We start from the raw sequence: 22,856 nt of genomic DNA on the forward strand, positions 1-22,856 counted from the left end.
ATAGTTATAAACAGCCAAAGCCAATAATATGGATGTTATTCACTTTTTCTGTGGATATCTATGTTAACAACCCTATGGTAATCAGGGTATATCCCCAGCGCCTTTTTTTATCAAAAAAAAACAGAAACTAATAAACATTGGTAAATCAATCAAATAAAATCAAAAACACCACTTTATCCACTGGTTAATTTTTTAACTAAATCGCTTAGGAGTCTAACTGAACAAAGATCAAACAACGAGGTATTTATCCACAACATATGCGCTTAACTCACTCGTTTTTTGTGATAAACTTCAAAAAAAACGTTTCGTCAAGCCTGTAAATGCACACAGTGCTCCCTATTTTTAACAGTTATCCAGAAATCCTGTGGATAACCTAGTGCATGATCCTGTGATTATCTTGGGAGGAACTTTAATAACCTCTAAAATCGTTTTTAATATACGTAAATAACTAATGATATTATCATATATTTCATATAGTTAAAATTTATAGCTATAAAGTGTTATACTCACCTCATTCAGCAATTTATTTTTGTTCGTTTTTTACACACTAATACCCAAATCATGATGCCATTTATACCACCGCAACCACCTGAAAACGAAGCAACCCTTATGAATAGGGCTCAAGCACTCGCGGGCTATACACTGGGTCAGCTCGCTCAAATAGCCAATATCCCAATTCCCCCTAATCTTAAACGAGACAAAGGTTGGGTTGGGATGTTATTGGAGTATTTTTTAGGTGCCAGCGCAGGTAGCAAAGCAGAACAAGATTTCGCTCATATTGGTATTGAATTAAAAACCATCCCAATTGACCGCCACGGCGTTCCATTAGAAACCACCTTCGTTTCTGTAGCACCATTAACGGGCAACAGTGGTTTAACATGGGAAAATAGCCATGTACGCCGTAAGCTATCGCGAATTTTATGGTTCCCAATCGAGGGAGAAAGACAAATCCCTCTAGCCCAACGGCGCGTCGCTAACCCCTTAATTTGGAGCCCTTCTCCTTTTGAAGAACAATTGCTACGACAAGATTGGGAGGAGTTAATGGACCTCATCGTGTTAGGTAAAGTAGAAACCATTACGGCACGGCATGGCCAAGTACTACAAATTCGCCCCAAAGCAGCAAATAATAAAGCACTAACTGAAGCGATTGGTGAATTTGGTCAACCAATCATGACATTACCACGTGGTTTTTACCTTAAGAAAGATTTCACTGCGCCTTTATTAGCGCGGCATTTTAATCTTGCTTAACAACCCCCATCGCCTGTACCAAAGCAGACGATAAACAATTATCACTGTTTATTTATTTGATTTAGAAGGTACAAAGATGTTTGAGTGGATATTGGACCCTAATGCGTGGATGGCACTGGCTACACTAACAATATTAGAAATTGTATTAGGCATAGATAATATTATTTTCCTCAGTATTGTCGTCAGCAAGCTCCCTGCCCACCAACAAAATAGTGCAAGGCGCACTGGGCTGATAGCAGCAATGGTAATGCGTCTTGCGTTACTTGCCTCAATAGCTTGGTTATCACGACTCACCACACCACTTTTTAGCATTGCTGAGCATATGGTATCTGCCCGCGATTTAATCTTGTGTGCAGGAGGCATTTTTCTCATTTGGAAAGCTAGCCAAGAGATTTTCGACACTATTGAAGGGGAAGATGAGAATAGTTTTGCCAGTAAGCGCATTAGCTCATTTTGGGGGGCTATCGTACAAATTGCTTTGTTAGATATTATTTTTAGTCTAGATTCTGTGATCACGGCCGTTGGGCTGTCAGATCACTTATTCATCATGATGGCGGCGGTAATTATTGCAGTATTAATTATGATGGTTGCCGCCAAACCTATTGGGGAGTTTGTTGACCGGTATCCGTCAGTGAAAATTTTAGCCTTATCCTTTTTAATATTAGTCGGTTTTACGCTGATACTCGAAAGCGTCCAAGTCCATGTATCAAAAGGCTATATTTACTTTGCTATGTTCTTTTCAATGGCAGTACAGGTACTTAATATTTTACGCAGTAAAAAATGGAAAACAAAACATCCCCCCTATTAACTTGATGTTCCAAGCGCTTGCTTTGCTGCCAAGATAGCCCCCTCAACGGCTTTCTTGGCCTGAGGGCTATTTTTCCAACAACTTGAGCCTGTTAATGCGGCTCCTGAAATTAAAATTTCATCATAAGAAGCTTCACTTAATTGAGCTAATGAGCTAAACCCCATTTGCTCTAAGCGGCTTATCACCATGGGACCAACCCCTTTAACAGCCAATAAAATTTTCTTTTCTGACTCGGAAAATGCCATATCACCCTCTTTATACTAATTACCCAATAATTATTTAAGCTAATATTTTGCAATTTACCTCTTTAATACTTTAAAATCGCAATTATAACAATGCCAGTTTGAATAATTATTAACTGACCTATCTTATCACCCAGCCCAAACTTGCTTTATCTTAGGAATTCATATGTATAACGTTCCAGTGACCAATCTACATCAACATACGATGACGTTAGCCGATGGTCGTCAATTGTGTTGGTTTGAATCAGGCCCCAAAACAGGTTTCCCCGTGATTTTTTGTACTGGAGCAGGTATGAGTGGCACATTGGGCTTTGGGTTAGATTTACTGCAACAATTAAATATTCGCTTAATTGTTCCTGAACGCGCAGGGCTTGGGGGCTCCACCTTCCAAACAAAAAAATCATTAAAAAGTTTTGCTATGGATACCCAAGCGCTTTTAAATGAGCAATCTATTGATACCTTTTCTGTAATTGGCTTTTCCCAAGGTGCGGTCTTTGCGATGGCCATTGCCTATTATTGCCAGCCAAATTCACTGTCTATTGTTTCTGGGCAAGACCAATTTGAATACCCAGATACTCGCGCAAAATTAACGGCCGATGTTGTGAATATGCAGGAACAAGCGCTTAATACGCCTGATAATTTATCCGATTGGCTACTTAAGAATGTAACAGGAGAGTGGCTATTAGCTTTTATCCTCAATTGCAGTGCAGAAATAGACCAACAACTGTACAATGAAGAACAATTTCTTGCAGCCTATACAAGTTGTATTCAGCGCGCTTTTGCTCAAGGTAACCAAGGATATGTACAAGACTTATTAATCACCTTGCAAGAATGGGGCTTTACCCCTGAAAATATTCAATGTCCTACCTCCTTATGGTACGGCGAGTTGGATATGAGCACAGTACATTCCCCTGATTTTGGTGAAGTGTTGGCCAGCCGTTTTTTAAACTGCAACCGCTACTTATATCCTCAAGAAGGCGGTTCATTGCTTTGGACACAAGCAGACGCTATTTTAACTAATATTAAGAAGCAAGCCGCTTAATGAAAAAAGCCGCGCTGAATAAATCAACGCGGCTATCAGTTCAATTTTGATATCACATATGTGAATTAGCGATAAACAATCCCGCCATCAGTCAAAATTGATTGACCTGTAATATAATCAGAGTCATCGCTGGCTAAGAATGCCACTAAACCTGCTACATCATCAGGGGTTTGAGCACGACCCAGTGCGATACCCTCAACATATTTTTTGTAGGTTTCGCCTTTTGGTGCCCCAGTGATTTCTGCAAAGCGTTCGTCAATCTCAACCCACATATCTGTACCCACAATACCTGGGCAATATGCATTCACCGTAATACCTGAACTTGCATATTCTTTTGCCGCCGTTTGAGTTAACGCACGAACCGCAAATTTAGTTGCTGAGTACACACCTAACATAGCGAAACCATCGTGGCCTGCAATCGAGGAAGCATTGATGATTTTACCTTTATGCTTACGCTCTTTGAATTTCTCGCTAGCCGCTTGGATGCCCCACATAGTGCCATCTACGTTAATTTTGAAGATTAAATCCATATCTTCTTGGCGAACATCAGCGATTGGCTTAACTTGAGCAATCCCTGCATTGTTGATCATTACATCGAAACCACCTAACTCTGCTTCTGCATGAGCTACCGCAGCAAATACTTGGTCACGTTGACTGATATCTGCGGCAAATGTTGTCACTTTACGACCTAAGGCTGCAATTTCTTTTGCAACATCTTCAAGTTTATCTTTTTTCAAATCCACCAGTGCGATATTGGCACCTTCTTTTGCTAAGCGTAATGCAATACCGCGACCAATTCCTTGTGCCGCACCAGTAACTAAAATGACTTTATTATTTAACGCCATACTGTTCTCCTACTGAATAATAGTCAAAATGACTAGTCCACCATTAACAATAAGTTAGCAATAATAACAATAAGTTACAAAGTAAAGATTTTCTTCTGTCATTCTCTATTTATTAGATATATTTAACTATTAACTTGATAAATACTTTTGATTTTCCAAAGAAAAAGGGATAAATAATGAAATTCAAAGATGATTGTTAATAAAAATCATTATCAATATAATAAACAAAAAATGCGATTTCTTGTATTATGTTTAATTAATACACAATTAATTGAAATTTAAAATCGAATTGGGGCTCATACGTTTCAATTATTCTCTCAGTTCCACCCTAGCGTTTCCCTATATACCGATTAATGTTAACGATTTCAGTAACATTAATCTTCTTTGTCCCTGCAAGGCGAATAAATTTCACACAACAACACATTGTTTTAAACCAAAATAAAAAGCAATAAGCCGAGTTTTTCCTGATTTAAAACCCTTTATTTTGAGGGCTCCATAGAAAAATGAGGGATAAACATGCTACTCAACGGTAAAACTGCAATTATCACTGGGGCATCTTCTGGTATTGGCCGCTCTATCGCAATAATGTTTGCTCAAAATGGAGCTTCAGTGTGCCTGACCGGTAGACGAAAAGCGGAGCTTAGCGAAGTGGCTAATGAGATCAATGCCACAGGAGGAACTGCAATTTATTATGCGGGAGATATCTGCTTAGAAGAGACACATTTCAACCTGATAAACCTAGTTTCAAAAGAATTTGGACGATTGGATATCGCTGTAAATAATGCTGGCATGGTAGGCCCAATGAAACCAGTAGCAGAGTTCAGCCTTGAAGAGTGGGTACAAGTTCAAACTATAAACTCTACAGCCGCATTTTTGGGCGCTAAAAATCAAATACCTTTAATGGTTAAATCAGGGGGAGGGTCAATTATATTCACCTCAAGTTTTGTTGGTAATAGTATCAGTCTTCCTGGGATGTGCAGTTATGGAACAGCCAAATCCTCTTTACTGGCGTTAGCTAAAGGTATCGCGGTGGACTATTCAGATAAGAATATTCGGGCAAACGTCATTCTACCCGGTGGGGTAAATACCGATATGGCAGGCAACCAACAACAACGTGAATGGGCAGCAAATTTACACGCGATGAAACGGTTAGCTGAACCTGAGGAAATCGCATCCTCCGCGTTATTTTTAGCATGTTCACTATCAAATTTTATAACCGGAACATCATTATATGTGGATGGAGGCGTTTCCGTATGCAAATAAGACTTGTTAGGAGAAAAAAGTTAATCCGTTTTAGGAAAAAATGCAAAACCAAACCGCAGCGCCATTTTAAATAAAACCTCATGCAAGCATAGCGTTGGTTCGCAACCTAAAAAAGCCACCGAGTTGGTGGCTTTGATTCTAAAATAGAAATAAATACATTATTCTTTAGATGCTTGGATATATAACATTTCCAATGCAATGGATGCCGCCGCTAATGCAGTAATCTCAGATTGGTCATAAGCGGGAGCCACTTCCACTAAATCCATACCCACAATATTTAATGGCTGTAAACCACGCAGCAATTTCAATGCACGGTCTGAGGTTAAGCCACCCACAACAGGTGTCCCTGTTCCCGGTGCAAACGCTGGGTCAAGACAGTCAATATCGAATGTCAAATATACTGGCATGTCACCAACAATATCTTTAATCTGCGCGATCATGTCATCTACTCCACGATCGTTGACTTGCGCTGCATCTAACACTGTAAAACCGTTGTCACTATCGTGCTCAGTACGAATACCGATTTGCACTGAACGGGTTGGGTCAATTAGCCCTTCTTTCGGCGCATGATAGAACATAGTGCCATGATCATACTGGCTGCCATTACCATAAGTGTCAGTATGAGCGTCGAAATGCACTAATGCCATTTTACCAAAGTGTTTTGCATGAGCACGTAACAGCGGCAGTGTCACAAAATGGTCACCGCCAAATGTTAAGCAACGTTTACCCGATTCAAGTAGCTTTTCCGTATGAGCTTGCAGTTTATCGCACATGTCTTGAGCATCACCGAAAGCAAACACAACATCCCCACAGTCAACCACCTTTAAACGCTCGGTTAATTTAAATTTCCACGGCCAACGATGGCTTTCCCATGCAAGATTAGTAGAAACTTGGCGAATTGCCGCAGGGCCATGACGACTTCCAGCGCGCCCTGACGTCGCCATATCAAATGGTACACCTGTGATCACCCACTGGGCATCTGAACTATAAGGTTGAAAATTCAGCGGAAAACGTAAGAAACCAAATGCGTTAGAAACCAGTGAATTATCAACTTGATTGCCTAAAGTACTATTAATCATTTCTGTTCCTCAAAATGAACCTGCCTATTAGCAAGCCCTTTTAATATTCGATTCGAATGGTTTTTATCTAATTAACTTCGCACAGTATAAATAATAAACAAATCATGTTATTTGCACAAAGTTATTATCTGCAATACTCTCAACTCATGCGCTAAATAGTTCGAGCTGTCGCTAGGCGGCAAATGAGCCAAGCCCTAGGAGCATACACAAGTATGTGACCCGAGTAACCGAGTGCAGCCAACACCGCCACTCTACAAAATATAACGTGCATAATGCTCTAAATAGTTCGTGTTGTGGCTAGGCGGCAAACAAGAATATCTCGGGGAGCATACACAAGTATGTGACCCGAGTAATCGAGTGCAGCCAACACCGCCACTCTACAAAATATAACGTGCATAATGCTCTAAATAGTTCGTGTTGTGGCTAGGCGGCAAACAAGGATATCTCGGGGAGCATACACAAGTATGTGACCCGAGTAACCGAGTGCAGCCAACACCGCCACAGCACGAAATATGACGAGCATTAGATAACTTATTCGTCTTCGAGATAAGTATACCCATACAACCCGTTCTCGAACTCTGCCACAAAATCTTTCTGTAGCTGCTCACTCAGCCCCGTCCCTTTAACTTGCTCAGTAAAGCTTTCTAATAACACTTCAGGAACCAGTTTAACGTATTGCAGCATATCAGCCACGGAGTCGCCTTCTTCACTTTGTAAGTAACGCACATTACCTTGGCTATCAACCCATACATCTATCGCAGCGGTATCACCGAATAAATTATGCATGTTGCCTAAAATTTCCTGATATGCCCCAATCATAAAGAAACCAATCATTGGTGGGTTTTCTGGGTCATAAGCAGGCATTGGCATGGTGGTTTCAACCCCATCGCCATCGACATAATGGTCAATAATACCGTCAGAATCACATGTTATGTCTAACAATACAGCACGGCGGTCTAATGGTTTATCTAGCCCCTCAATCGGCAATACAGGGAAAACTTGGTCAATACCCCATGAGTCTGGTAATGACTGGAATAAGGAGAAATTAACATAGAACTTATCTGCCATACGTTCTTGAAGTTCATCGATTATTGGACGATGAGCACGGTTACTCGGGTCCAAATCTTGTTGAATACGGCGGCAAATATTAAGATACAACTCTTCAGCCCATGCACGTTGAGTTAAATCTAAAACACCATGTGCGTATTGGGTATGCGCTTCTTGTAAGTCAAACTGACTATCATGTAACCATTCACGCAACGAGCGGCTATTCCCTTGATGTTGCATCGATTCCCATGTGTCCCACAATGAAATAAGTGAGCGCGGGGCATCTTCATTTGGTGGTGATGTCTTAGTAAATTCGTTGCGCTCTACACCAATCACATTGGAAACTAAAACGGTATGATGCGCCGTTAACGCACGGCCAGATTCAGTGATAACCGTTGGGTGTGGTAACCCAAACTCTTCACAAGCATCACCAATAGCCCAAATCACGTTGTTAGCGTATTCATTTAAACCATAGTTAACTGAGCAATCAGATTGGGAGCGAGTCCCCTCATAGTCAACACCTAGACCACCGCCCACATCAAAACATTGAATATTGACGCCTATACGATGTAGTTCCACATAAAAACGCGCGGATTCACGAACACCCGTGGCAATATCACGAATATTTGCCATCTGAGAACCCAGATGAAAATGAAGCAGTTGCAAGCTGTCTAAACGACCTGCATTACGCAGGATTTCGACTAACTGTAATACTTGAGTCGCAGCCAAACCAAATTTGGATTTTTCACCACCACTAGCTTGCCATTTACCAGACCCTTGCGAAGCAAGACGGGCACGTACCCCTAAGCGTGGAGTGACATCAAGGCTTTTAGCTTCTGCGAGTACCATCTCAATTTCGGACATTTTTTCGATCACCAGATAAACTTTGTGACCTAATTTTTCCCCAATCAGAGCTAAGCGAATGTATTCACGGTCTTTATAACCGTTACAAACAATCACTGTCTGTGTTTTGCCTGCATTGGCTAAAACAGCCATTAACTCTGCTTTAGAGCCCGCTTCTAGCCCTAATGGTTCCCCCGAATTGACTAAAGATTCAATCACACGGCGTTGTTGGTTGACTTTGATAGGATAAACAAGGAAATAATCCCCCTTGTAGCCATAAGATTCACGAGCACGTCTAAACGCCGCATTTATTGAGCGAAGGCGATGCTGTAGAATTTGTGGGAAGCAAAACAAAGCAGGTAAACGTAAATGCTGTTGTTCTTCTTTGACCTCGTTTACAAGGTCAGCTAAATCAACAAAGGTGTCAGGGTTTTCAGGATTAGGGCAAACACAGACATTTCCGCGCTCATTCACCTGATAGTAACCACCACCCCAATACGCAATATTGTAAGTCTGGCGCATTTTGCGAGCGATATTATCATTCATAACAAACTCCTAATATGGAGGGGTGAGTGACGCGTTCTCCTTCCGATGCATGTAATTACGACATGGCACGACAAGACAGTTATGTCGGGGAAACGGCAATACTCAGATTTTAATAAAAAGTGCTTAGAACATCTAAACAGTGACAATATACGACCTTAAGCTGACAAATTAATGACTCAGCCTCAAAGGTGTATTAGAGATGTGACGGTAACTTCGTGATGAAGTAAAGAATGACAGGAAAGTAAACGCCAATGTCACGCGGCGATCCGCAAATGACGGTTGGATACTGTTATTCAGTAGATTATGGTTCATTCCCCATTAACCCCCAATATAACTGTTTAACCCTTTAAAATTTCAATGTTGTAGCACTATTTTGGCAGGTTGACCTGTTGATTTAAGCTATATCACCTTGTTTTTTATTGAAATTCAAAAGTTTATAAACATTCCTGATAGATAGCAGGGATTTTATTTTACCTGCTGGTATATAACGGGAAATAACAACCATCCGTTACGGTCGCTGTTTATACATCTATTACGCTCAAAAAGCAAAACCAAAATAACTAAATTGAGATAAAACTTTATGGGTCGTTGTTTTGTGCTCTAGCCGTTTTTTGTATAAATAGAGGTAGAAATTTTTGCTGTATGAGACTAAAATAGACGTCTAGATGTTAAAACATCCAATTATAAATCTGCGAATTCTTAAGGTATTAATCTCATGGCTACACATCTCTTTACTTCTGAGTCTGTATCAGAAGGGCATCCAGATAAAATTGCTGATCAAATCTCTGATGCAGTACTTGATGCTATTCTAGAACAAGACCCGAAAGCTCGCGTTGCCTGCGAAACCTACGTCAAAACAGGTATGGTGATGGTTGGGGGAGAAATCACCACCAGTGCTTGGGTTGATATTGAAGAAATCACACGCAAAACGGTTCGCGAAATCGGTTATACCAGCTCCGAAATGGGCTTTGACGCCAATTCATGTGCGGTCTTAAGTGCCATTGGTAAACAATCACCTGATATCAATCAAGGTGTTGATCGTATCGCCCCATCAGAACAAGGTGCAGGTGACCAAGGTCTTATGTTTGGTTATGCCACTAATGAAACTGATGTATTAATGCCAGCGCCAATTACTTATGCACATCGCTTAGTTCAACGCCAAGCAGATGTACGTAAAAATGGCACCTTACCTTGGTTACGTCCAGATGCAAAAAGTCAGGTTACCTTTCAATATGACAACAATAAAATTGTCGGTATTGATGCGGTGGTTTTATCCACTCAGCATTCTGAAGAAATTCAACAAAAAGACCTGCACGAAGCCGTAATGGAAGAAATCATTAAACCTGTTCTTCCTGCTGAATGGTTAAGTTCTGCAACTAAATATTTTATTAACCCAACAGGTCGCTTTGTCATTGGGGGCCCAATGGGTGACTGTGGTTTGACTGGCCGTAAAATCATCGTTGATACATACGGTGGTATGGCTCGTCATGGTGGTGGTGCTTTTTCTGGTAAAGACCCTTCTAAAGTCGACCGCTCCGCGGCTTATGCTGCACGCTATGTTGCGAAAAATATTGTGGCTGCAGGGCTTGCAGACCGCTGCGAGATCCAAGTTTCTTATGCTATTGGTGTCGCTGAGCCAACCTCTATTATGGTCGAAACATTTGGTACGGCTAAAGTAGATGAATCGTTATTAATTAAATTAGTACGTGAATTCTTTGACTTACGCCCTTACGGTTTAATTAATATGCTTGACCTTCTACACCCAATTTATCAGCAAACTGCATCATATGGCCATTTTGGTCGTTCGCAATTCCCTTGGGAAAAAACGGATAAAGCTGAATTATTGCGCAGTGCCGCTGGCTTATAATTTATTTAGTTAATACCGTAAAGTAAAAAACCCATCTGCTAATGATGGGTTTTTATTGTCGATAATATCGTCATATAAATGGCTTAATTTTTTTGTGTAAATTGGAAAATTGCCATTCCTGCTATCATAGCTAACGTAAATATAACCCCTTGAGTAACCCCCATTCCTGTTAATAGCAAGGCAGGTCCTGGGCAAATACCTGCAAGCCCCCATCCAACACCAAATAACACGCTGCCCGTAATCAGCTTTTTATCAATTATTTGGTTAGTTGGTATTTGTAATGGACAACTCAGGATACTTACTCGTTTTCTTTTGATAAAAACATAGGAAACCCCACTAATCACCATTGCCACTGCCATTGTGACAAGTAAGGACGGGTCCCAATTCCCCGTAATATCAAGAAAGGATAGAATTTTAGCCGGGTTTCCCATCCCCGCTATCACCAAACCTAAACCAAATAATATTCCTGATATCAGTGCAATTATAATTGGCATTCACTTATCCCCTTAGCCCGTACTGGTTAGCAAGCGCTACGGTTACAAAAGCCACAAGCATAAAAATAATTACGGCAACAATGGAGCGACGAGAAAACCTCGACATACCGCAAATGCCATGGCCACTGGTACATCCCCCCCCTAAACGCGTGCCAAAGCCAACAAATAGACCTGCTAGAATTAAAACTGGTACGCTAGCCGTAATATTTACTTCTGGCGTATAAGCAAACCAAGTGAATAACAACGGGGCAATCATCAATCCAATGATAAAAGCCGCCTTCCATGCCGTATCACCTTTTATCGGTCTTAGTAAACCACCTAAAATGCCGCTAATCCCTGCTATTCGTCCGTTAAAAACTAATAAAATTGCCGCTGCCAACCCAATCAGCACGCCCCCTATCGCAGCGGATATCGGGGTAAAATTAGCCCAATCAATCACCATGTTAGTTCTCCTTTGCCGGGCAATAAAGTTGATATAACGTATTAAGTAGCGTGAATAGTTTTTCATCTGCTATTGCATAGTAAATGCGTTTACCCTCACGACGAGTTGTCACTAAGCCTTCATTTCGTAACACAGTCAGTTGTTGTGATAAGGTGGGCTGTTGGATACCCAGTTGTTCCTCTAATTCACTGACGCAAGCTTCCCCCTGTGTTAATTGGCAAAGTAGGATTAAGCGATCAGGATTCCCCAGTGTTTTTAATAATGATGCAGTTTGTGTTGCTGCTTGCTTCATCGCAAAAAGCAATTCTTCTGGTGTATTATTCATATAGTCACGTTAGTTATCTTTATTATGTATTATTATAATATATATTTTTATATAATAATCGTCAAATTTTACTTGTTTGCCTTGCTCACCTTCACGTATCCTTAACTTATGAAAACGATTAGAGTCCCTATTTTTTTACAGCAACGAGTCATGAGCACCCTACGGGAAAAGCTCGCGTTGGCGGAACAAAAACTTGAACAAGCTTTTCCAGAACCCAAACTCAATTACAAACAACGCGGCACAACAGCTGGTAGTGCTTACTTAAAACAATGGGAAATTCGTATTAATCCAATATTACTAATTGAAAATACACATCTTTTCATCGATGAGGTTGTTCCTCATGAACTGGCTCACTTATTGGTTTTTAAGGTGTTCGGTCGACAGGGAATTGCGCCCCATGGCAAAGAATGGAAATGGATGATGCAACATGTGCTAGAAGTGGATGCAAACCGTACTCATCGTTTTTCAGTCGCAACAGTAAAAAGTAAAACCTTTAATTACACCTGTGCCTGTAAAACAACCCATGAATTAACAATACGTCGTCATAACAAAGTGATGAGAGGTGAAAACCAATATTTGTGTCGTCGATGTGGGGAAATTTTAAAACCGAAGGAAGTTAGTGCCGCTACGGCAGAAAATTAACCTTCCGCCGTAGCAAATTCAACATGTCTCTTAAGCAAACTCCGTCATCACTAATTTGGCAATTTCGAAGTAGATAATCAAACCTGTGCCGTCAATAAAAGTCGCAATAAACGGTGCCGATACGACTGCTGGGTCTACTTTTAGTTTCTTTAATACCATTGGTATAATTGAAGAAACAATCGCACTCCACATAGTGATAGCGACAATTGTTAAGCTTACAACAATCGTTACCTCGTGACCAACGCCTAAGATCCAAGCACGAATTAAAGCAGCCCCACCAATAGTGACAGCAACTAAAAATGAAGTAGAAACCTCTTTTTTCAGCACTGCACCAAGGTTACGTAAGCTAACTTCTCCCAACGCCATTGCACGAACTAGCGTTGACGTAATTTGAGTACCGCTGTTGCCACCAGTACCAATCAATAATGGGATAAAGAACGCAAGTGAAATTGCTGCTTCAAGTTGTTCTTCAAATGCTTTTAATACTGTCCCTGTATAGGCTTCAGCGACAAATAACATTAACAACCAAACTACACGTTTACGCCACAGTGTTACTGGACTAGTCGTTAAATAAGGCTCATCAAGCGGTGTCGTTGCGCCTTGTAACTGCGCATCAAGTGTATTCTCATCTTCAATCAGTTCTGCGATATCTTGCGGACGCAAAACACCCATTAATTTGCCAAATTGCACAACAGGGATCATATCTAGACCACTATGGTTAATCAGGTCATAGACATCATGACGAGATTGTTCTGGTGCAACCGAAAAATAATTGTGCCGCATAATATCAGACACTAATAAATCTTCTGGAGAAGCTAACAATGATTTAACTGAAAGAATTCCATTTAAATAATTGTCGCTATCAACAACAAATAAATAAGTCGGAATTTGTTCGCCATCAAGGTGTTCAATAAGGTTTTGTTTTACACAGGTGATTGAATCTGCGACAGAAACTGGTAGATATGATTGGCTCATATATGCACTAACAGTTGCGTCATCAATTTTAGGCTGCTGTGTATTGTGGTTTTTAAGGCGCGTGCCTTTCATCGCGGATTGAGCAATTGCAACTGCTCCCGCTTTGTTTTGAGAAGTGAATGTCATTTTTTTAGTCCCTATTACTGTTGGTTACTCAAACAGTACTCAAATAGGGGCGAAACCAGATGAGAGAATGCAAAAGCTATCTCTTCGTCTCGGTTTTAGCACTATACAACGTATCCTGTATTGAGCAGGAAGTTACATGGGGATATACCTTCGGTCGATATATCCTGTCCTAATCTTGGGCGTCTCTCGACGTCGTCAGATCAGTAACCTATGTTTGTATAGGAGCCTCGCCTAACGAGATACTGCACTTTGGATGCGGCGCGAATTATACCCATTGATAAATTAATTACTAGTCTCTATCTACGTTTTTTTACGCATAGTAAACTTATTGTTTAGGGTTTGTTTAAGTTTATATTTAATATAAATTCATCAAGTAACAATTTGTAAAAAACAATAAATTATAATGTTTTTGTTATAAAAACATTATAATAAAACAGTAAACACATCAATAATAACCAAGAAAACAAAAATAACATTAAAGATATAATTTAATAAAATTAATTAAATTCACCCTTATTCCTTGCCTTACAGCATAAATATCAAAACCCATGACTCCAAGCATTATTAAATAAACCACTCACTCTTTATTGGTGTATCATAAATTACTAACACTAATTATTTGAGTGGTTTTTAAAACCAACAACAATCAAATTTAAAAATTAATTAGTAAGAAAATACACTTAAAGCGCTATTTAATTCTAATATATTAACAAAAAATGAATTATTAATTCTTAATAATAATTTTTAGATGTCAATTCAGAATTAAATATCACTAGAATTATCTTAGAATATTTTTTAATTTATTTAACAGTGAAAGTTTTATTATGGATAAAGTAATTGTAGGTATGTTAACAAATTTAACATACAGAGTGAATGATGAAATAAAAATCGCAGCAATTTCAGCATTAGGCGATTTTAAAGCAACAATTGAATATCATGATGCCATCATACGCATCATAGATTTATGCCAAGACCCAAATAAAGAAGTCGCAGTTTCAGCAATTAATACATTGAGTAAATTGTCTGTTTATTTCATACATAGTCCAAAAATAGAACACTAAAAACCCTTATTATGCGTACGTTAAATTTATATTATTTCGTATTGTGTAGCACTGCCCCATTATTTTTATAATGAGACAGCCTAACGACGTTAAATAACCTTACTCGATTTCAGTGTCGCCTTGTAATTGGCAGCTGCAGGCTAAAACATAACCTTCGGCAATCTCTGCTTCAGTCAATGTCATCGTACTGGATGTGGTGTAATTTCCTGATAATACCTTTGTTTTACAACTACCACAGACACCTGCACGGCACGCCGCGATAACCGGCTGTTTATTTTGTTCTAATGCAGACAATAAAGAGGTACCAACTGGTACTTTAAAATTCACTAAACGCTGACGAATTTTTAATGTCAGAACATCTTCGCTATCAATAGCCTCTGGTTCGGTAGAAAAGCGCTCCATAAAGAATTGCTCAGCAGGGACGCCTAAATTTGCAGCAAATTGCTGCGCATTTTTCATATATGGAACTGGGCCACATGTCATTACGATACGTGAATGAATATCGGGTACTAGTACTTTTAGTTTTTCTTCGGTTAAACGACCCTGTGCAACCTCCCCATTATCTGGAGTTTCAGCCATTACACACAGCTGTAGCCTATCTGGATATAATTGGGTTAATTGTTGCCATTCTTGTGCAAAAATGACTTGTTGGTTATCGCGAACATTGAATAATACTTTGACGTTTGCCTCAGGACGATTTGCCATTAGCCAACGAGTCATAGACATAATCGGCGTCACGCCACAACCTGCCGCCAGCATTAAATATTGTTGGTTTTCTACATTAGCGCAAGTGAATTCCCCTTGAGCGGCTGAAAGCCAAAGGTAATCACCCTCTTTAACAGAACGTGTGAGCCAATTTGACCCCATACCATCTGCTAATCGCCTGACTGTAATCGAAATAAAACGACTTTGCCCTGGTGATGATGAAAGAGTATAAGCACGCATGACCTCATCACTATTTTTAATACTAACCAAAGCATATTGCCCTGGTGAATACATATAGAAATCGTGATTAATAAGATTGATAGTCCAAACATCCGCTGTTTCTTGAATAATAGAATGAATTTGCATCCTATTTGGACATAAACTGCTTGGCATTGTCATTGCTTCACTCCTTTATAGGGGGTCACAGCCCCCTTCTCTCATATCGGTATTTTAAACGGGTTCAGTCGTCTTACTAATTATGCAGGTAAAATTTCAGCGAGATCTTGCTCTACCGTGGTGATGCTACGCATACCAAACTTCTCATTTAACACATTTAATAAGTTTTCGGTTAAGAAACCTGGGGCTGTTGGACCGGTATAAATATTTTTCACACCTAGCGCCAATAGTGTTAATAGAATAACAATCGCTTTTTGTTCAAACCAAGATAGAATCAAGCTTAGTGGTAAGTCATTGATACCACACCCAAGTTTCTCTGACAGATTGACCGCCAGCATGATTGCGGAATAAGCATCATTGCACTGACCAACATCCAATAAACGTGGTAAACCTTCTAATGTACCGAAGTCCAATTTATTAAAACGATACTTACCACACGCTAATGTTAGGATCAGGCAGTCCTCAGGTACGCTACGTGCAAAATCAGTGTAGTAACTTCTTTCACCACGGCTACCATCACAACCCCCTACTAAGAAGACATGACGCAGTTTTTTCTGTGCGACTAAATCAATCACCGCATCAGCAGCGCCTAATAAAGTTTGGCGTCCAAAACCAACCGTGATTTTGTGTTCAATTTCGGTATATGGGAACCCTGCTAGTGATTGTGCTTGCGCTATCATGTCAGAAAAATCATCACCAACTAAGTGTTTAGCTCCCGGCCAGCCGACAATGCTGCGCGTCCAAATTCTGTCTTTATATTGCCCAACATCAGGGTCAATAATACAGTTTGATGTCATCAAAACAGGCCCAGGGAATTTAGCAAATTCAACTTGCTGGTTTTGCCACCCACTGCCATAGTTACCGACGAGATGAGCATATTTTTTCAGTTCTGGATAACCATGTGCGGGTAACATTTCACCATGGGTATAAATATTGATCCCTGTACCTTCTGTTTGCTCGAGTAACATTTTCAGATCTTTTAAATCATGGCCTGAAATCAAGATACATTTACCTGCAACAGGGCGAACATTAACCTCAGTTGGCACTGGATGACCAAACTCACCGGTTTCACCCGCATCTAATATTTCCATGATTTTAAAATTCATCAAACCAATTGCCATTGAGTTATCAAGCAATTCATTCATGTCTGATGGCAACGTACCTAGCCAAGCCATAATGTTATGGTATTGGCCATAAACCTCATTATCGTATTGGCCTAGTACATGAGCATGTTCCATGTAGGCCGCAGCCCCTTTTAAGCCATAGAGGCATAACATGCGTAATCCATGGATATCTTCGCCTACTTCTGCCTTATCGATATCCAAAGAGAATTGTGCTGCTTGTGCCTGTAAGGTAGGAATATCGGTACCGGCTAACTGCAAGTGGATCAAGGGGTGATTAAATACCACAGCACTATTTACTGACTGGCAGTGTTTAATTAATTTATCACGTAAATAAATAGCTTCGCGTGCATAACCAATAATACGGTCTGAATCAAAATTGACGTTAGTTAATGTGGAGAAAAATGCGCGTGGAGCAAAACTATCAATATCATGATCGATAATACCGAGTTCACGAGCCGTAACTGCACTGGCCGATAAGCTTTGCAATACAGCAACTAATAAATCTTGTAGGTCAGAAGTTTCTGCTGTTTTACCGCACATACCCTGCGCGTATGCACAGCCATTACCAGCTGGAGTTCTAATTGTTTGTTCACATTGCACACAGTACATGTTATTCGCCTCTTAAAGTTGCATTTCAAATACAACATTAAGATTACGCTCTTTATTAGAATAAAAAAGTGGAATTGTTAGCTATCTAACCATTTATTGATCTACATTAATGTTTTGTATGAATGAGAACTATTATCAATACTGGAAGTATGATAAACCATCTGCTGCTGGCCTTAGTGTTTATTCATTATTTCAGAATGAATAAGCTGCCCTCATTTTATTTTTTGAAAAATAATCACTATTTATTCCAATATAATTTTCCTATGATAAGGTTTACTTTATCTCTTGCTATACTATGAGTGTAAGTTATTGTTATGTAATCACAAAAAGAGAATCAAAAAAAGATGGCACAGGAAAAATTAACAAGTAAGTCCGTAATGAAATATCGTTTCGGTGTACTTAGACGGTTAAAAGAATCAGATAAGACTCCCATAAAGATCTTACTATTAGCCGCAATTATTGGCGCTGCCGTTGGGCTTATTGGCTCTCTATTTATGTTAGGCACCACTTGGATCAGTAACTACCGTACTCAATCTGTTGGCGACTTAGTCATAGATAAATGGTTAGTTATTCCGACTATGTTTGCTGTCTCAGCTATTCTTGCAATGATAGGTTATTATCTTGTTAAACGTTTTTCCCCTGAATCAGGGGGCTCTGGTATCCCCGAAATCGAAGGGGCTCTGCAAGATTTACGCCCTGTTAGATGGTGGAGAGTCATCCCCGTAAAATTTTTTGGTGGCTTAGGAACACTAGGCTCTGGGATGGTATTAGGGCGTGAAGGGCCAACAGTCCAATTAGGGGCTAATATTAGCCAGATGTTCTATGATATTTTTCGCTTAAAAGATAATGAATCTCGCCACACTTTATTAGCTGCGGGTGCAGCCGCTGGCTTATCAACTGCATTTAATGCGCCTCTTGCAGGGATATTATTTATTATTGAAGAGATGCGCCCTCAATTTAAGTACAGTTTAATCTCCATTAAAGCTGTATTCATAGGTGCAGTTACAGCCACTATTGTTTTTAGACTAATTAATGGGGAAGCCGCCTTATTAAATATCGGGCAATTTTCCTCAGCCCCCATGAACACACTTTGGCTCTATTTAGTTTTAGGGCTGTTATTTGGTATTGTAGGGATCTGCTTCAACCGTTTTTTATTATTTTTACAGGATAAATTTCTCGCCTTTTATCAAAATAAAATCTCTCGTTTCGTCTTAATGGGAGGGCTGATTGGTGGGGCTTTTGGTGCTATTGGTGTTTATACCCCTGAAATTGTTGGCGGTGGTTACTCGGTGATCCACCAAATGGTTGCAGGACAATTTACGATTACCTTAATATTCCTCTTTTTTGCATTACGCTTTTTAACCTCAACAATTAGTTTTAGCTCAGGCGCACCTGGAGGGATTTTTTCTCCCTTACTCGCTCTGGGAACGTTATTTGGTGGTGTTTTTGGCTATGCTGTACTCGAACTATTTCCCCATTACCAAATAGAAGTGGGGACTTTTGCCATCGCAGGCATGGGGGCTTTATTTGCTGCAACGGTAAGGGCCCCTTTAACGGGTATCGTATTAGTTTTAGAAATGACGAATAATTATCAGCTTATCTTGCCTATGATTATTACTTGTATCGGTGCCACTATGATGGCCCAGTTTTTAGGTGGCAGGCCCCTTTACTCCGTTATATTAGAAAAAACACTTGAGCGTAGTGCAAAAGAAGAGTCAGCAGCGAAAGCGACCATCCCCCCTTCTGCTTAACGTTAGCCATAAAAAAACGGGTTGTTGAAACAACCCGTTTTTTATCAATCAGATAGTTTTATCTTTTTTTTGCAATTAGCGTTGCGAAATTAAGCTTAATTCGGTTTCCTTGTGCATCCGTGCGATGCAGATGACCTGGGTTTTCATTATATTTTAAAATTTCCCAGTCTTGATAATAATGTTTTAATTCGCCTGGCTTCAAGAAACATTTAAAAGGAACTAAATCTAATGGAGCATCTGGCGTTTCAACAGCACAGACAATCACATTAATACCACCTGATAACGTATGCTGTTGCATGTTCGCCACCACATCCGCAATCTTTTCACGCTGCAAAAACATCAGTACCACAGTAGAAATAATTAATTGATAATCATCTTGAATTTGGTGGCTATTAATATCGTAAATAGCAGTATGAATATTATCTATACCTGCTTGTTTTTTCACAAAATCAATCGCTTGAATATGTTGCGGATTGATATCGACGGAAGTAACGTCATAACCTTGTAATGCAAGGTAAAAACTGTTCCTTCCACGACCAGAGCCTAAATCCAACGTTTTACAAGGGGCTGATAATTTATTTTCACATAAATATCGAACTTCTGAATGGGGGATCGTTAAACCATACTGCTTATAAAATTTAATTTCTGGTTGGCACAAAAAGGCGAGTTGGCATTCCATATCATCACTACAATTGGAAATACGATGCCAAATTTGTGGTTCGATTATTGGCGGCTGGTTATGAACATCAAAGGTGAAGTGCTGTTCGCTGCCATCTTCATTAAAAATGATAAAATCAAGAAAGCCTTTCAATACCTTTAACTGGGCGTATGTATCCTCTTTTGTATTATGGCGCTCTTGAAACATGAGCGGTAAAGAGGTTTTATTCCAGACCGGCATGGTCTTGTAGCACACAAGTTCATTCATATCATCACCAATAAGTTGCATTTTAAATACATCTTATACCGATAGCTTGAACACTGCAAAGCTTTCATTAATAAAACAATCAGGGTTTTGATACAAATCAACCGCCAGTCAGCACTAGCGGTTGCCCTATGATTCATTACCTAATAATAGATAATTAATAACCTAATTGCTTAGCACTTAACCCTAAGAATTCAAATGGTTTTGTTACCACATAACTGTTGGTCGCATCCCCTGAATAGATATTGCTTTGCTCTACTCCTAAGTCAAGCTTTTTGACTTTCCCTGTTTCAGCAGAAAAATCAATTTTCTTTAAATCGGTCCAAAAAATATTTGGCGTTAATGCGGACTCGAAAAAGTAAAGTTGACGCTTATGATCCACCAAAGTACGCCAACGAGTTGATGATATCTCTGGTGAGTTTTCTGATGTCAAACCATATGGTACAGACACATTGCGAACGACACTAAAAACACTCGCTACCGCTTTGTTAGCTGTTGTTTTTTGAGGGATGGCATTGATATAGAATTGGGCCCGGGCAAACCTGTCTGCTGAGCGGTTAGTTCCTGGTAACATCACTGTACCACCAATCCCTTGCCAATATTCCTGCATTGCTAATTGCTTTTCATAAATTGGTGAATTAGTCATCACTTGATATTTTCGATTGTGATGAATAACTTGCTTACCATCAATATATTCAATAATAGCGCTATCGCCACTAGCATCTGATAAAGATAAATGTAAGGTCGCCAAACGATCTTGCCCTGGCACATTATCAGTAGCGACGACTAGCGGATTTTTTTCTAAATCAGCAACCGCTTCTTCGACCGTTGCATAGTTATCTAAAACATACTGTGCCCACAATGAAATAGACAATGCAGGTTGTTTATCGTCCACTTGAGGGTATTTTGATTCCGCTAGCCACAAGAGATTTGCCACTAAGCCTTTTTCATTGACCCCATCAGTCGTCGAAATATCATAACCTGAAGCGATCACGCTACCGTATTTTGACTTCCATTGTAGAGAATTTGGCCCAGCAACCCCATTACGCTCCATTCCCCGAGGGAAAACCCAAAGATTGGTACCAATATCGTATTTCCAATCCATTGTTCTACCAGTCATGATTTGCTCGTTGTCACCCAAGTAAAGTACCCGAGTACATGCTTGGCTCACCACAATAGGCATTGATATTGCTGCGATTGTCGCTAGTGCTACGATGCTTTTTTTAACAAACTGCATGCCATCTCCAAAATAATCAAATTAATGTACTATAAGCATAGTATACAGATGGATATTATTTAGTCTTACTAGATAAAAAATAAAATGAGATATGGATATAGTAAGAAATACAATAAATGATAAACGTTAATGGCACTTCTTTGTATCAGTGCCATTTTTTACAGTGAAAAAACTAGTTATTTACTGAAGAAAACAAAGAACGTAATAATGCTGCTTTTTGTTTGTTATCTGGGATAGCTAATATTTCATCATAGAAGCTAATCGAAATACGACAAGCTAATGCAGGCGATTTTTTACCCGCTTGTAAATTGCCAAGAATTGCTGTGTCTGCACCATATTTTGTAGAAAGTTCGCTGGCTAGTTTAGTCAACATCTCAGTATATTCAGCAGGTGACATTAAAGCTTGCTTCGTACCCGCTTCACTCGAAATTAACAGTTCATTCGTTGCTTGAATTTGCTTTAATAATACTACTTGGCTTTTTTGGGGTGGGATAATTTCCGCCGTCTCTCTTAAATGTGGGAAAAGAGAATAAAAACATGTTTGCCCTGTTGGGTCTTCTTCTAATAAGATTTTAAGATAATCATTCACTTTACTGGTGAAATTAATAACAGAATCATCAGAGGCGTATTCCATACGCTCCAGCACCAGTTTCATTACGCTGCCAACAACCTGATCAAATAATTGACGACGCAGGTCTTCATTCGTCGGGTCATATTGTGTAATAAGGTGCTCAAAACTTTGGTAGGTCTCAGGGCTTATTTTCTTTACTGTGGCAATTATCGGCAATTCTTTTTCAACTTGAGCAAGTGCTTCTGAATGAATAGCACTATTATTTTCAGTTGATAACACGTCATTATCTTTACTTAACCAATAAAAACCGAGCGCAAATGCAATAAAAATAATGCATACAATTAATGCGGTTTTACGTGAGTTATTTGTTTTCAAAATTGCCCTGCCTTTTCTCTATAAAACGGATCACCACAAATGCCGTCAAACTTGCCTATATCACCTAAACAATGAGATATATTGCCATACACCAAATAATAGTGTTCAAGACGATAACGTCCTATGCCTACTATTTTAGCTTGCATCGAAGCTGTCTAGCTATAGGAATAAAGGAAATTGCGAAATAAAGATAAGAGGGATTTAGTACAGAAAATAATTTAGTTATTCATAAAATAAAAAACCTCCGGAGCTTAGCAGCCCGAAGGTTTTG

At 39.6% G+C, this 22,856-nt stretch carries 21 protein-coding genes and 1 riboswitch; of the genes, 8 read left to right on the forward strand and 13 right to left on the reverse strand.

What is annotated here, in order from left to right; all coding sequences use genetic code 11:
- Positions 1 to 564: 564 nt before the first annotated feature.
- Positions 565 to 1,248 carry a DNA mismatch repair endonuclease MutH gene (gene mutH / locus ACPEH5_RS07580; protein ID WP_042845420.1) on the forward strand — a complete coding sequence of 228 codons (684 nt, stop codon included), beginning with the start codon at positions 565 to 567 and terminating at the stop codon, positions 1,246 to 1,248.
- A 76-nt stretch (positions 1,249 to 1,324) separates the two neighbouring features.
- On the forward strand, positions 1,325 to 2,056 hold the full coding sequence (locus ACPEH5_RS07585) for a TerC family protein (protein ID WP_210815187.1): 732 nt from the start codon (positions 1,325 to 1,327) through the stop codon (positions 2,054 to 2,056).
- Here ACPEH5_RS07585 and ACPEH5_RS07590 read toward each other — a convergent pair.
- Positions 2,053 to 2,301 carry a Pathogenicity locus gene (locus ACPEH5_RS07590; protein ID WP_071548288.1) on the reverse strand — a complete coding sequence of 83 codons (249 nt, stop codon included), beginning with the start codon at positions 2,299 to 2,301 and terminating at the stop codon, positions 2,053 to 2,055. The two genes, ACPEH5_RS07585 and ACPEH5_RS07590, sit on opposite strands and share 4 nt — an antisense overlap.
- Before the next feature lie 163 nt (positions 2,302 to 2,464).
- Here ACPEH5_RS07590 and ACPEH5_RS07595 point away from each other — a divergent pair, with 163 nt between their 5' ends.
- Complete coding sequence (locus ACPEH5_RS07595; RefSeq protein WP_272663771.1) at positions 2,465 to 3,340, forward strand: alpha/beta fold hydrolase; 876 nt, start codon at positions 2,465 to 2,467, stop codon at positions 3,338 to 3,340.
- Between the two features lie 65 nt (positions 3,341 to 3,405).
- Here the strand turns inward: ACPEH5_RS07595 and ACPEH5_RS07600 are convergent, their stop codons facing one another.
- Positions 3,406 to 4,185, reverse strand: coding sequence for an acetoin reductase (locus tag ACPEH5_RS07600; RefSeq protein ID WP_042845147.1), 780 nt, complete (start codon positions 4,183 to 4,185; stop codon positions 3,406 to 3,408).
- 516 nt (positions 4,186 to 4,701) lie between these two features.
- Between ACPEH5_RS07600 and ACPEH5_RS07605 the strand changes: the two genes are divergently transcribed.
- Entirely contained in the window at positions 4,702 to 5,448 is a 747-nt protein-coding gene (locus ACPEH5_RS07605) for an SDR family oxidoreductase (protein WP_281110425.1), read from the forward strand.
- A gap of 158 nt (positions 5,449 to 5,606) precedes the next feature.
- Here ACPEH5_RS07605 and speB read toward each other — a convergent pair whose 3' ends face one another.
- Together speB and speA are read right to left on the reverse strand one after the other, a co-directional pair.
- Complete coding sequence (gene speB, locus ACPEH5_RS07610) at positions 5,607 to 6,527, reverse strand: agmatinase (RefSeq protein ID WP_042845149.1); 921 nt, start codon at positions 6,525 to 6,527, stop codon at positions 5,607 to 5,609.
- Positions 6,528 to 7,058: 531 nt separating this feature from the next.
- A complete protein-coding gene (speA, locus tag ACPEH5_RS07615) occupies positions 7,059 to 8,963 on the reverse strand; it encodes a biosynthetic arginine decarboxylase (protein ID WP_048607955.1) in 1,905 nt (634 codons plus the stop codon).
- Between the two features lie 715 nt (positions 8,964 to 9,678).
- Between speA and metK the strand changes: the two genes are divergently transcribed.
- Positions 9,679 to 10,830, forward strand: a complete 1,152-nt coding sequence (gene metK, locus ACPEH5_RS07620; RefSeq protein ID WP_281110426.1) for a methionine adenosyltransferase — start codon at positions 9,679 to 9,681, stop codon at positions 10,828 to 10,830.
- An 83-nt stretch (positions 10,831 to 10,913) separates the two neighbouring features.
- On the opposite strand, the gene ACPEH5_RS07625 is transcribed toward metK, so the two are convergent.
- The 3 genes from ACPEH5_RS07625 to ACPEH5_RS07635 are packed head-to-tail and all read right to left on the reverse strand — an operon-like array spanning position 10,914 to position 12,091.
- A complete protein-coding gene (locus ACPEH5_RS07625; protein ID WP_042845154.1) occupies positions 10,914 to 11,324 on the reverse strand; it encodes a DUF6691 family protein in 411 nt (136 codons plus the stop codon).
- 4 nt (positions 11,325 to 11,328) lie between these two features.
- Positions 11,329 to 11,766 carry a YeeE/YedE family protein gene (locus ACPEH5_RS07630; protein WP_042845155.1) on the reverse strand — a complete coding sequence of 146 codons (438 nt, stop codon included), beginning with the start codon at positions 11,764 to 11,766 and terminating at the stop codon, positions 11,329 to 11,331.
- A 1-nt stretch (position 11,767) separates the two neighbouring features.
- Positions 11,768 to 12,091 carry an ArsR/SmtB family transcription factor gene (locus ACPEH5_RS07635; RefSeq protein WP_042845157.1) on the reverse strand — a complete coding sequence of 108 codons (324 nt, stop codon included), beginning with the start codon at positions 12,089 to 12,091 and terminating at the stop codon, positions 11,768 to 11,770.
- 108 nt (positions 12,092 to 12,199) lie between these two features.
- Here ACPEH5_RS07635 and ACPEH5_RS07640 point away from each other — a divergent pair, with 108 nt between their 5' ends.
- A complete protein-coding gene (locus ACPEH5_RS07640) occupies positions 12,200 to 12,733 on the forward strand; it encodes a SprT family zinc-dependent metalloprotease (protein WP_166687407.1) in 534 nt (177 codons plus the stop codon).
- 30 nt (positions 12,734 to 12,763) lie between these two features.
- Here ACPEH5_RS07640 and ACPEH5_RS07645 read toward each other — a convergent pair whose 3' ends face one another.
- Entirely contained in the window at positions 12,764 to 13,834 is a 1,071-nt protein-coding gene (locus tag ACPEH5_RS07645; protein WP_166687408.1) for a magnesium transporter, read from the reverse strand.
- A gap of 73 nt (positions 13,835 to 13,907) precedes the next feature.
- A riboswitch (M-box (ykoK) riboswitch) is annotated at positions 13,908 to 14,080 on the reverse strand.
- Between the two features lie 578 nt (positions 14,081 to 14,658).
- Here ACPEH5_RS07645 and ACPEH5_RS07650 point away from each other — a divergent pair.
- Positions 14,659 to 14,895, forward strand: coding sequence for a HEAT repeat domain-containing protein (locus ACPEH5_RS07650; RefSeq protein WP_042845162.1), 237 nt, complete (start codon positions 14,659 to 14,661; stop codon positions 14,893 to 14,895).
- A gap of 99 nt (positions 14,896 to 14,994) precedes the next feature.
- On the opposite strand, the gene hcr is transcribed toward ACPEH5_RS07650, so the two are convergent.
- Both hcr and hcp read right to left on the reverse strand, forming a co-directional pair.
- A complete protein-coding gene (gene hcr / locus ACPEH5_RS07655; RefSeq protein WP_042845164.1) occupies positions 14,995 to 15,999 on the reverse strand; it encodes an NADH oxidoreductase in 1,005 nt (334 codons plus the stop codon).
- A 77-nt stretch (positions 16,000 to 16,076) separates the two neighbouring features.
- Entirely contained in the window at positions 16,077 to 17,729 is a 1,653-nt protein-coding gene (gene hcp / locus ACPEH5_RS07660; protein ID WP_042845165.1) for a hydroxylamine reductase, read from the reverse strand.
- Between the two features lie 344 nt (positions 17,730 to 18,073).
- Here hcp and clcA point away from each other — a divergent pair, with 344 nt between their 5' ends.
- Complete coding sequence (clcA, locus tag ACPEH5_RS07665) at positions 18,074 to 19,480, forward strand: H(+)/Cl(-) exchange transporter ClcA (protein ID WP_048607958.1); 1,407 nt, start codon at positions 18,074 to 18,076, stop codon at positions 19,478 to 19,480.
- A gap of 58 nt (positions 19,481 to 19,538) precedes the next feature.
- Here the strand turns inward: clcA and tehB are convergent, their stop codons facing one another.
- The 3 genes from tehB to ACPEH5_RS07680 form a co-directional block, all read right to left on the reverse strand.
- Entirely contained in the window at positions 19,539 to 20,426 is an 888-nt protein-coding gene (tehB, locus tag ACPEH5_RS07670) for an SAM-dependent methyltransferase TehB (RefSeq protein ID WP_166687409.1), read from the reverse strand.
- Between the two features lie 133 nt (positions 20,427 to 20,559).
- Positions 20,560 to 21,639: a linear amide C-N hydrolase gene (locus ACPEH5_RS07675; protein WP_042845170.1), complete on the reverse strand. Its 1,080-nt coding sequence runs from the start codon at positions 21,637 to 21,639 to the stop codon at positions 20,560 to 20,562.
- Between the two features lie 172 nt (positions 21,640 to 21,811).
- Positions 21,812 to 22,585, reverse strand: coding sequence for a hypothetical protein (locus ACPEH5_RS07680; protein WP_042845171.1), 774 nt, complete (start codon positions 22,583 to 22,585; stop codon positions 21,812 to 21,814).
- Positions 22,586 to 22,856 lie beyond the last annotated feature (271 nt).

This window comes from Providencia sp. NPDC089933, assembly GCF_049545585.1.
GTDB lineage: Bacteria > Pseudomonadota > Gammaproteobacteria > Enterobacterales > Enterobacteriaceae > Providencia > Providencia huashanensis.